The organism is Micromonospora sp. NPDC049903 (assembly GCF_044460945.1).
In the GTDB taxonomy this organism is placed as follows: Bacteria; Actinomycetota; Actinomycetes; order Mycobacteriales; family Micromonosporaceae; genus Micromonospora.
Genome location: NZ_JBITKL010000014.1, coordinates 98,771 through 109,825, shown reverse-complemented (window position 1 = coordinate 109,825; position 11,055 = coordinate 98,771). Strand labels below are relative to the sequence as shown.

Sequence of the window (11,055 nt, the reverse complement as noted above, 5' to 3'; positions counted from 1 at the left end):
AGGCCCAGCACAAATGCCGGCCCGCAGCGCAGCGGAGGGACGGCATGAGTGTCGGGGCGGCTCCTACCGATCTGCGGAATCTCAGCGTCCGTGCGGCGCGGGCGGGTGCGGACGCGATCCGCGAGGTGTGCGAGCGGGGGGTGCGACTCTCCTACAAGGGTGGCGCGGCCCAGAACCCGGTCACCACCGCGGACCACGCCAGCGAGCGGGCCATCCTGGGCCTGATCGCCCGCTCCCGGCCGCAGGACGCGGTGCTGGCCGAAGAGTCCGGATTGACCACGGGCTGCTCGGGTCTGCGCTGGATCGTCGACCCGCTCGACGGCACGCTGAACTTCAGTCACGGCCTGAGCCGCTACGCCGTGAGCATCGCCGTCGCGGCGGACCGGGGCGGCATCGGCGGGGCCGACGGGCGCGGTACGGACGCCGACGGCCGGGTGGTCGCCGCGACGATCCTCCAGCCGGCCACCGGTGCCTGCCTGATACTCGGCGGCGACGAGGTGCGCGACCACCAGGACGCTCCGGTGACGGTGGACCGGACGGCGGCACCGGGGCACGCGCTCGTCGCGTTCGCGGTGCCCAACACGCCCGGTCCGCGCCGTCAGGCGTACCGGTTGCTGAGTCTGGTCGCGCCCCACATCGCCGACCTGCGCAACTCGGGCTCGACCGTCTGCGACCTGGCCGCCGTGGCCACCGGCGAGCTGGACGCCTTCGTCAGTTTCGACCCCGCGCCGTGGGACATCGCCGCCGGCACCGCCCTGATCGAGGCGACCGGGGGCACGAGTCGGCGCTGGCGCCGGGCCGGTCGCCGCGTCTTCGCCACCGGTGCACCGGCGGTGGTGGCGGCGCTCGCGGAGTGGCTCGGCCCGACCGGAGACGACCGTCCCGACGAGGAGGAGTGGCGAGATGACCAGCAGTCCTGAGTTCCGGCTCGCGTTGGTGGGTGCCGGCCGGATGGGTCGGCACCACCTGCGCGCGCTGACCGGCAACCCGACGGTGGCGGTCACCGCGGTGGTCGATCCGGTGCCGGCGGCCCGGGCGGCGGTCGGCGACGCCGGGCTGCCGGCGTACCCCTCGGTCGAGGATCTGCTCGCCGAGACCACGCCCGACGGTCTGCTGGTGACGGCACCGACCGGCCGGCACGGCGCGCTGATCGCCACCGCCGCCAAGGCCGGACTGCCGGTGCTGTGCGAGAAACCGGCCGGACTGACCGCCGACGACGCGCGGGAGGCGGGCCGGGTGGCGACCGCTGCCGGTATCCCGTTCCAGGTGGCCTACTGGCGCCGTTTCGTGCCCGCGCTGCGCGAGTTGCGGGACCGGATCGCCGCAGGTGAGCTGGGCGAGATCCTCTTCGTCGCGGCGTTGCAGTGGGACGGTGAACCGCCGGGGGCGGCCTTCCGCACCGGCAGCGGCGGCATCTTCGTCGACATGGGGGTGCACGAGTTCGACCAGATCCAGTGGTTGACCGGGCAGCGGGTGGTCCGGGTCTGCGGGCAGGCCGCCGGGCCGGTCACCGACCCGGCGGTACGCGGGAGCGACGTGGACAGCGCCCAGGCGCTGCTGGGCCTCTCCGGCGGTGCCACCGCGCTCGTCTCGTTGGGACGGCATCACCGGGGCGGCGACATGGCGAGCGTGGAGGTCTTCGGCACCCGTGACCACGTACGCCTGGCCTTCCTCGACCCAGCCGACGGTGACGCCACCATGTATGCCGCGCTGGCCCGCCAGGCGGAGGACTTCGTGGACCTGGTGCGCACCGGGCGCTCCACCGGGGCGGGGACGGCGGACGCGGCGGCGGTGCTCGACGCCGCGTACCAGGCCAGCGCGGCGGTGCCCGTTAGCGGCGAGGCACAGCCCGATCGGTGACTGTTTTCATCATCTGGTGGCCGTGTTACTACTCCCTCCCGGCGGGGATTGCGAAATAGAGAAATCGCTCATCGGCGATATCCTGCAGGGGGAGAGAGAATTTATGCAATTCAATGTGCTCGGACCATTGACATTGGCTACCGAGGCTGGTCCGCTTCCGATCAACGGAGCGAAACCCCGCTCCCTGCTCTCCATCCTGCTGATGAACCCCGGCCGGACGGTAGCCACCGGTCGCCTCATCGACGGTATCTGGCCGACGTCCCCGCCCGCATCGGCGCTGCACAACGTCCGCACGTACGTGCACCGGCTGCGGCAGCTCCTGCACCGGGTCGGGGACTCGGCCGACCGGCTGGTCCGCGACGGCACCGGCTACCACCTGCAGGTCGAGGAGGACGAACTCGACCTGCTGCGCTTTCAGCGATTCGTCGACCAGGGACACCGGGCGGCCCGGGAGGACCGCCTGGACAGCGCCGTCGACCTGCTCGGCAGAGCCCTCGACCAGTGGCACGGGCGACCGCTGGAGGATCTGCCGGACCTCGGCACCGACGTCGCCGCGTACACCGTGGCACTCCAGGAACAACGCCGGGCGGCGGTGACCGAACTCATCGACGTACGGCTCCGACTCGGGCAGCCCGCAGCGGTCATCCCGCAGTTGCGGCAGATGGTGGCCGAGGAGCCGCTCGACGAGCCCCGACAGGCCCAGCTCGTCGTCGCGCTCACGCTCGAAGGCCGCGTCGCCGAGGCGCTCGCCGCCTATCAGGAGGCGCGACGGGTGATCGTCGACGAACTGGGGGTCGATCCGGGGCCGCCCCTCCAGGGTGCCCTACAGGTCGCGCTCGACGCCGACTCGACCGAGGTCCGGCCGCCCGGCGGCTGGCCGGCGCTGGTCGGGGGCGGGACACCACCACCGTCGGCCGTCCCCGATCCGCCGGCCGGTCGACGGGCCCTGCCGATGAAGCCGCCCCGGCTGGTCGGCCGGGCCGCTGCGGCCCGTCAGTTGCGCGCCATCGCGGACACCGTCGGCACCGACGAGCACGCGGGCGTCGTGCTGGTCACCGGTGCGCCGGGCGTCGGCAAGTCCAGCTTCGCCGTGGCCAGTGGCTACGAGTTGGCCGACCTCTTCCCCGACGGGCAACTCTTCGTCAGCTTCGACCATGCCGCCGGTACGCCCCGGAGCACCGCCGACCTGATGCGGGAACTGCTCGTCGAACTCGGCGTCGCCCTGACCGACGTACCCGAGGACGTCCGCGAGCGCGCCGCAGTGCTGCGGTGCACGCTCGCCGATCGGCGCCTACTCCTGATCATCGACGACGTCGACTGCGCCCAGCAGGTCCGGCCCCTGCTCCCGGGCGCCGGCCGCAGTCTGGTGCTGATCACCAGTCGGCACCGCCTGCTCGACCTCGACGTGGGGTGGCGACTGAATCTCGGGTCGCTGAGCCGGGGCGACGCGGTACGGCTGCTGGCGACCATCGCCGGTGAGCAGCGGGTACGCGAGCAGCCGGAGGTGTTCGGCCGGATCGCGGCGGCCTGCGACCAGTTGCCGTTGGCGCTGCGGATCGTGGGCAGCCGGATCGCCGCCCAGCCCGGCATCGCCCTGCCCAGCTTCGCCGAGCAGTTGGAACAGGAGGAGAACCGGCTGGAGGAACTCGCCGTCGGCGACATCTCGGTCCGGCACAGCCTTTCCGGCAGCTACCAGGCGCTCACCCCCCAGGCGCGGGCCGCGCTCAACGCACTGGCCATCAGCGACCTGCTGATCACGCAGTCCAGTGCCGGCGACATCCTGCACCTGCCCGGACCGCAGGCCAACCGGGTGGTGGAGGACCTCGTCGCGCACAACCTGCTGGTGCCGGTCGACTCGGACGGCACCGGGCAGCGTTTCCACCTGCCCGTCCTGCTGCGCATCTTCGCCCGGGAGTGCGCCACCCCGCGCGCTCAGCTCTCCCCGGCCGCCTGACCACTCGCCCGAACGGTGCCCAGCGCATCGGCCAACACCTCGACGAACCGGGTCAACACCTCGTCCTCCGGCAGGTGGTCGGGGTTGATCTCGGTGACCGTCAGCCCGGCGAAGCGCGGGCTGCGCACCAGCGTGGCGAGGGTGGTCGACGCCTCGGCCAGCGTGAGCCCGGTCGGTTCGGGCACGTCGGCCAGCGGGGTCTCGACGAAGTCGAGCACGTCGACGTCGAAGTGCACCACGAACGCCTCGGCGGCGGCCTCGGCGGCGGTGCACGCTCGCCGTGCCGCCGCGACCGGATCGGCGTGCACCTCGTCCGCCGGCACGTATGTGATGCCCAGCTCGGCCACCAGGTCGTACTCGTGGTCGCCGGAGGGCAGCGAGTCGCCGTACACGACCACCCGGTCGGGAGTCAGCAGCGGCACGGTGCCGCCGACGGCGGCGACCTCGGGCCGGATGCCGGGCAGCCCGAGCAGGTGCGCCAGCCCCATCGCGTCCAGATTCCCGTTCGCCCTGGTCAACGGCGTGTACAGGTCCGGTCCGCCGTCCACGTAGACCAGCGCCACCGGTCGTCCCGCCCGGGCGTGACCGGCCACCAGCCCCAGCGTCACCGTGCAGTCACCGCCGAGTACCAGCGGGAGTCGGGACCGGCGTACCGAGGTCTCGACCTGCTGCGCCACGTCCGTCGCGACCCGCGCCACCTCGGTCGCGTTCTGGCCGGTGCGACGTGCCGGGTCCGGTCGCCAGCGCGATGGCGGCACGTCACCGAGGTCGTCGACCTCGGCGGTACGTCGCAGCAACCGGACCAGGCCCGCGTCGCGCAGCGCGGCCGGTGCCTGCTCCACTCCGGGGGTGTGCGCCCCCGCGCTCGACGGTGCACCGATGACGTCCCACGTCGTGGTCATGACCTCATCATCACCCCGTCGGCGCGTCGACGCCGGGCACGACCGCGCTCGCGATAGCGCGGAACCGGCGATCCGGCAGGCCAGGACGGTGGTCCATGCCACCGACTTTCCCCTGCTTTAGTACATCTGGTGGCTCCCGTACGGACACCGACGCCGCTTATCCTCCCGAGGTCTAATCCCTCGGAGGCCGCGCACATGCAGCGAAGAAGAAGTACACGACTACTCACAATCCCGGGCGTACTGGTCACCGCCGCCGCGCTCACCCTCTCCAGTGGCACCGCCGCGTTCGCCGACCCGGTGCCCACGACGCCGTTCATCAGTGAGATCCACTACGACAACGTCGGCGCGGACGTCGGCGAGGCGATCGAGATCGAGGCGCCGGTCGGCTTCGACCTGAGCGGTTGGCAGATCGTCCTCTACAACGGCGCCAACGGTGCGCCGTACAACACCAGGACGCTCAGTGGGTCCGTCCCGGCGGCGGGTGTCGTCGTCGCGTCGTACCCGGCCGACGGCATCCAGAACGGCGCGCCCGACGGCGTCGCGCTGGTCAAGCCCGACGGCGGGGTGGCCGAGTTCCTCACCTACGAGGGCACCTTCACCGCGGTCGGCGGCCCGGCGAACGGCCGGACCGGCGTCGACATCGGCGTGGAGGAGACCGGTTCGACGCCGGTCGGCCACTCCCTCCAGAAGATCGACGGCACCTGGCGGCCCCCGGCCCCGAACAGCTTCGGGGTACGCAACAGCGACTCCGGCCCGGACCCCGACCCGGACCCGGATCCGCCGCTGGGCTGCACCATCACGGTCGACCGCACCATCGCCGAGGTCCAGGGCACCGGCAACGCGACTCCGCTGGCCGGCACCCGGGTCACCGTCGAGGGCATCGTCACCGCCGACCACCGCACCGGTGGCTACAACGGCGTGTACGTGCAGACGGCGGGCAGCGGCGGGGAGCGCACCGTCGCCGCCGGGACCGCCTCGGACGCGGTCTTCGTCTACCTGACCACGAACACCGCCAACCACCCGTCGGTCGCGATCGGCGACCGGGTCCGGGTCAGCGGCACCGCGAGCGAGTTCAACGGCCTCACCCAGCTCACCATCGGCGCCAAGAGCGACGTCCAGGTCTGCGAGCAGGGCGCACCGCTGCCCGCCCCGGTCCCGGTCGAGCTGCCGCTGAGCGACGACGCCCGCGAGTCGGTCGAGTCGATGCTGGTCGCCCCGGTCGGCTCGTACGCCGTCTCCGAGGTCTACAACACCAACCGGTTCGGCGAGGTCGTCCTCACCGCCGGTGACAAGCCCGCCGCCACCCCCACCGACAAGGCCCGCCCCGGCTCGGAGGCGGCCCGCCAGCTCGCCGCCGACAACAAGGCGCGCCGACTGCTGGTCGACGACGGCAAGACCACCAACCTGGCCAACGCCGGGCTGCTCCCGCCGTACGTCTCCCCGGCCGCCCCGCTGCGGGTCGGTGACTCGGTCGAGGCGTTCGGTCCGTCGGTGCTGTCGTACGCCTTCAACGAGTGGCGTCTGCAGCCGACCCGTCCGGTCGACGCCGACACCCCGCCGGCCGCCCGGACCACCTTCAAGTCCACCAACCCGCGTACCGCCGCTCCGGTCAACGTCGGCGGTGACCTGCGGGTGGCCAGCTTCAACGTGCTGAACTACTTCGTCCACTTCGGCGGAGACGCACGCGGTGCCGCGAACGAGGCGGCACTGGTCAAGCAGGAGGCGAAGATCGTCTCGGCGATCAGCGCGCTGGACGCCGACGTGGTCGCGTTGCAGGAGATCGAGAACTCGGTCCGGTTCAACACCAACGACCCGCAGCAGGCGCTCAAGCGGCTGGTCGCCGCCCTGAACACCGAGGACGGCGCGGGCACCTGGGACTACGTCCGCACCCCGACGGAGCTGCCGGGCGCCGCCCAGCAGGACGTCATCACCACCGCGATCATCTTCAAGCCGGCCAAGACCCAGCCGAAGGGTCCGTCGCGTTCGGTGAACGACGAGTCGGTCTGGTTCAACGCCCGCGAGCCGCTGGCGCAGACCTTCACCGCCGGTCCGCTCGACTTCACCGTGGTCGTCAACCACTTCAAGTCCAAGAGCGGCGCCGGCAGCGGTGACAACGCCGACTCCGGGGACGGTCAGGGCGGCTGGAACGGTGACCGGGTCCGGCAGGCCACGGCACTGGCCACCTTCGTCGACCGGGTGAAGGCCGACAGCGGCACCGACAGCGTGCTGCTGCTGGGCGACTTCAACGCCTACACCCACGAGGACCCGATGCAGGTCCTCTACGACAAGCAGTACGCCAACCTCAACGACACCGGCAAGACGAGCTACGTCTTCGGTGGCGAGTCCGGCTCGCTGGATCACGCCCTGGCCTCGCCGTCGCTGGCGGACCGGGTGACCGGTGTGGACGTCTGGCAGACCAACGCGGTCGAGTCGTACGCCTTCCAGTACGACGGCCTGGCCTCGTTCTTCGCGCCGGACCCGTACCGGGCCAGCGACCACAACCCGCTGATCGTCGGGCTCAACACCGGGGCCAGCCCGGTGGACCTGCAACTGCTGACCATCAACGACTTCCACGGTCGGCTGGAGTCCCCGGCCACCGTGAACGGTCAGCCGGTCGGCGGTGCCGCCCAGCTCGCCGGTCTGGTCAACCAGCTGCGGGCGCAGAACCCGAACACCGCGTTCGTCTCCGCCGGTGACAACATCGGCGCGTCGACCTTCATCTCGGCGATCGACGACGACAACCCGACGATCGACTTCCTCAACCAGGCCGGGCTGACCGCCTCGGCGGTGGGCAACCACGAGTTCGACCAGGGCATGACCGACCTGACCGACCGGGTGATGGAGCGGGCCGACTTCCCGATCCTGGGCGCCAACGTGTACCGGGGCGACTCCCGGGCACTGCCGGCGTACTCGGTCAGCACCATCGGCGGGGTCAAGGTCGGCTTCATCGGCGTGGTCACCGAGCAGACCGCGTCGCTGGTCAGCCCGGACGGCATCGCCGGCCTGACCTTCCGCGACCCGGCCGCCGAGGCCAACCTGGTCGCCGCCCAGCTCAAGGACGGCAACCCGGACAACGGTGAGGCCGACGTGGTGGTGCTGCTCACGCACGAGGGTGCCGCCACGGAGAACATCGACTCCCCCGAGGCCCTGGCGAACGACCCGGTCTTCGGCAAGTTCACCCGGGTCGACGCCACCATCGACGCCATCTTCAGCGGCCACACCCACCAGCCGTACGCCTTCGAGGTCCCGGTCCCGGGCACCGACAAGCTGCGTCCGGTGGTCCAGGCCGAGGACTACGGCAAGCGACTGGGCAAGGTCACGCTGACCTTCGACCCGCAGTCGAAGTCGGTCACCGCCGCCGACGCCTCGCTCGTCGACGTGGTCGGTGCGCCGCAGGACCCGGCGGTGGCCGACATCGTGGCCGCCGCCAAGGTGAAGGCCCAGGAGTTGGGTCAGCGCAAGCTCGGTGAGATCACCGCCGACGTCCGGCGGGCCTACACCGACGGCAACGAGGACCGGGGCAAGGAGTCGGCGCTGGGCAACTTCATCGCCGACGTGCAGCTCGCCGGCACCGCCGACGCCGGCCGGGGCGGGGCGCAGATCGCGTTCATGAACCCGGGTGGTCTGCGGGCCGACCTGCTGTACCGGACCGACGGCACGGTGAGCTACGCCGATGCCTTCTCGGTCCAGCCGTTCTCCAACGACGTGGTCACCAAGTCCTACACCGGTGCCGAGATCAAGCAGGTGCTGGAGCAGCAGTGGCAGCCGGCGGGCGCGTCCCGTCCGGTGCTCTGGCTGGGCGTGTCGAAGGGCTTCAGCTACACCTACGACCCGACCGCCGCGCAGGGCTCGCGGATCACCTCGATGCAGCTCGACGGCGCGCCGATCGACCCGGCCGGCACCTACCGGGTCACGGTGAACTCGTTCCTCGCCTCCGGTGGGGACAACTTCACCACCCTCGGTGGGGGCACCGACCGGGTCACCACCGGCGACAACGACCTCACCATGCTGACGAACTACCTCGCCGCCAACTCGCCGGTCACCGCGGACACCACGCCGCGCTCGACCGTCGGGCAGGGCGACCCGGAGTGGGACGTGACGGTGCAGGCCCGCACCCAGTGCGTCGGCACCAACGCGTACGTCTCGGTCAGCGCCCAGAACGCCGACGACGTCGCGCTCACCATCGAGCTGGTCACCCCGTACGGCTCGCGCAAGGTCACCGACGTGGCTCCGGGCAAGACCGCCTTCCAGTCGTTCAACACCCGGGCCAAGACGGTGGCGGCCGGTACGTCGACGGTCAAGGTCACCGGTACCGTCAACGGCCAGCCCGTCACCACCCAGGTCGAGGCGCCGTTCCCCGCTCTCACCTGCGGTTAGTTCGTCTCGCGGTGGCGGTGCCCACGGGTGCCGCCACCGCACCATCCCCCGTTCGAAAGACATAAGCACCAAACGGAGCATCGAATGCACACAAGGAACCACAAGCGCCTGATCGCGGCCGCTGCCGCCGGTGCGCTGCTGGCCGGGTCGGTGGCGCTGGCGTCGCCGGCCCTCGCCGAGCCGGTCGACAGCACCGACGTCCGCGTCACCGTCGACATCGAAGAGGTCAAGGAACCGGGCGTGCTCGCCCTCTCCGTCGCCGGCAACTCGGTGGCGCTGTCCGAGGACGGCTCGACCCTGCTGGTCCGTCAGTTCACCGGCACCCTGCCGACGGTCACCGTCACCGACACCCGGACCGCCGACGAGGTGCCCGAGGGCTCCGCCTGGGCGGTGCTGGGCAGCGCGACCAACTTCGTCGGCAGCAGCGGCCAGGACCCGATCAGCGCCGGACACCTCGGCTGGAAGCCGCGCCTGATCGACGGCGGCGACAGCGGCCTGGTCAGCGAGGGTGAAGAGGTCGTCACCGTGCTGGACGAGCCGACCCAGCCGGGCAACAACGTCGGTCTCACCGACCAGGAGCTGCTGATCTCCACGTTCGACTCGGGCGCGGTCGCCGGTGACGCGTACTCCGTCAACGCCGGCCTGTTCCTGCGTACCCCGGCCGACGTGGCCGCCGGGTCGTACACCTCGACGCTGACCCTCTCCCTGTTCGAGTAGTGCCCTGGTCGGGGGGGGGCCGCGGGGGGGGGCCCCCCCCCCCCCCCCCCCCCCCCCGGCCCCCCCCGGGGCCCCCCCCCCCCCCCCCCCCGGGGGGCGCGGGGGGGCGGGGGGGGGGGCCCCGCCGCGGCCCCCCCCCCGGCCGCACCCCTACCGCCGAAGGATCCCGCCATGTTCCGAACCCCGCCGCGAGCGCTGTCGCGGCTGCTCGCCGTGCTGGCCGTGGTGCTCGTCGCCACGCCGATCGCGCCGGCCGGTGCGATGGCGGAGCCGACCACCCCGACCGTCACCTGGGCGGTGCAGCCGGCCGACCGCAACGGCCCGGACGGGCGGCGGTGGATCGAGCACACCCTCGACCCCGGTCAGGTCATGACCGAGCACCTCGCGGTCCGCAACTTCAGCGACTCCTCCGTGGTCTTCTCCCTCAAGGCGGCCGACGGCTACCTCACCGACAAGGGCCGCTTCAACATGCTGCCCTCGAACGAGACGTCGGTGGACGGCGGCACCTGGATCGAGGTGCAGGAGCAGGTCACCGTCGGCGCCAAGCAGACGAAGGTGGTGCCGTTCACCATCACCGTGCCGGAGAACGCCACCCCGGGCGACCACCCGGCGGGTATCGCGGCGACCGTCACCAGCACCGGCGGCACGGTCGCCGTGGAGAGCCGGGTCGGCTTCCGGGTGATGATGCGCGCCAGCGGCACGATCACCGCCGGCCTCGCGGTCGACGGGCTCACCGCCACCTACACGCCCTCGTGGAACCCCTTCTCCGGCGGCACGGTCCAGGTCAGCTACACCGCCACCAACAACGGCAACGTCGCGGTGACCGGCGGCGGCGACGTGACCGTCCGCGAACTGTTCGGCCTGACCGGGCGGGAGACCCCGACCGAGGTCGACGAGATCCTGCCGGGCGGCCAGAAGACGTTCGAGGCCCGCGTCGACGGGGTGTGGGGGCTGGGCCGGATGCGGACCACCGTCGACCTCACCCCCGCCGTGCAGGGCGGCGACGCCACCGACGCGGTGATCCGCCCCGCCTCGGCCACCGTCACCACGTGGAGCGTCCCCTGGGCGCAGCTCGTGCTCCTGCTGGTCGTCGTCGCGCTCGTCGTCGCCGTGCGGATCGTCCGCCAGCGCCGTCGGCGGCGACTCGCGCAGATGCTCGCCAGCGCCCGCGAGGAGGGCCGGGCCGAGGGCCGCAAGGCCACCGTCGGCTGACCGGCCACCCGGCGTCCGCCTCGGCGGGATGCC

Annotated in this window: 7 protein-coding genes; 6 read left to right on the top strand and 1 reads right to left on the bottom strand. The window is 72.1% G+C overall.

Features of this window, described 5'->3' with window-relative positions; translation table 11 throughout:
* The first annotated feature begins 44 nt into the window (after window positions 1-44).
* From ACIBO1_RS21145 to ACIBO1_RS21135, 3 genes are all read left to right on the top strand, one after another.
* On the top strand, window positions 45-920 hold the full coding sequence (locus ACIBO1_RS21145) for an inositol monophosphatase family protein (protein WP_396749042.1): 876 nt from the start codon (window positions 45-47) through the stop codon (window positions 918-920).
* Window positions 904-1,860 (top strand): Gfo/Idh/MocA family protein, encoded by a 957-nt coding sequence (locus ACIBO1_RS21140; protein WP_396749040.1) that lies wholly within the window; start codon window positions 904-906, stop codon window positions 1,858-1,860. The genes ACIBO1_RS21145 and ACIBO1_RS21140 overlap by 17 nt, the downstream gene beginning before the upstream one ends.
* Window positions 1,861-1,993: 133 nt before the next feature.
* Complete coding sequence (locus tag ACIBO1_RS21135) at window positions 1,994-3,814, top strand: BTAD domain-containing putative transcriptional regulator (protein WP_396749038.1); 1,821 nt, start codon at window positions 1,994-1,996, stop codon at window positions 3,812-3,814.
* Here the strand turns inward: ACIBO1_RS21135 and ACIBO1_RS21130 are convergent.
* Entirely contained in the window at window positions 3,793-4,716 is a 924-nt protein-coding gene (locus ACIBO1_RS21130) for an arginase family protein (RefSeq protein WP_396749036.1), read from the bottom strand. The two genes, ACIBO1_RS21135 and ACIBO1_RS21130, sit on opposite strands and share 22 nt — an antisense overlap.
* Window positions 4,717-4,911: 195 nt before the next feature.
* Between ACIBO1_RS21130 and ACIBO1_RS21125 the strand changes: the two genes are divergently transcribed.
* The 3 genes from ACIBO1_RS21125 (at window position 4,912) to ACIBO1_RS21115 (ending at window position 11,022) form a co-directional block, all read left to right on the top strand.
* The gene (locus ACIBO1_RS21125) at window positions 4,912-9,093 is read left to right on the top strand and encodes an ExeM/NucH family extracellular endonuclease (RefSeq protein ID WP_396749034.1); all 4,182 of its coding nucleotides are present in this window, start codon (window positions 4,912-4,914) and stop codon (window positions 9,091-9,093) included.
* Window positions 9,094-9,177: 84 nt separating this feature from the next.
* Window positions 9,178-9,810, top strand: a complete 633-nt coding sequence (locus tag ACIBO1_RS21120) for a hypothetical protein (RefSeq protein WP_396749031.1) — start codon at window positions 9,178-9,180, stop codon at window positions 9,808-9,810.
* Between the two features lie 171 nt (window positions 9,811-9,981).
* The gene (locus tag ACIBO1_RS21115) at window positions 9,982-11,022 is read left to right on the top strand and encodes a WxL protein peptidoglycan domain-containing protein (RefSeq protein ID WP_396749029.1); all 1,041 of its coding nucleotides are present in this window, start codon (window positions 9,982-9,984) and stop codon (window positions 11,020-11,022) included.
* Window positions 11,023-11,055: the final 33 nt, after the last annotated feature.

What these genes read in the sequence shown, in the direction of transcription:
- ACIBO1_RS21145 (WP_396749042.1), top strand. Translation starts at nt 45, where the DNA reads ATGAGTGTCGGGGCGGCTCCTACCGATCTGCGGAATCTCAGCGTCCGT.
- ACIBO1_RS21140 (WP_396749040.1), top strand. Translation starts at nt 904, where the DNA reads ATGACCAGCAGTCCTGAGTTCCGGCTCGCGTTGGTGGGTGCCGGCCGG.
- ACIBO1_RS21130 (WP_396749036.1), bottom strand. Translation starts at nt 4,716, where the DNA reads ATGACCACGACGTGGGACGTCATCGGTGCACCGTCGAGCGCGGGGGCG.
- ACIBO1_RS21125 (WP_396749034.1), top strand. Translation starts at nt 4,912, where the DNA reads ATGCAGCGAAGAAGAAGTACACGACTACTCACAATCCCGGGCGTACTG.
- ACIBO1_RS21120 (WP_396749031.1), top strand. Translation starts at nt 9,178, where the DNA reads ATGCACACAAGGAACCACAAGCGCCTGATCGCGGCCGCTGCCGCCGGT.
- ACIBO1_RS21115 (WP_396749029.1), top strand. Translation starts at nt 9,982, where the DNA reads ATGTTCCGAACCCCGCCGCGAGCGCTGTCGCGGCTGCTCGCCGTGCTG.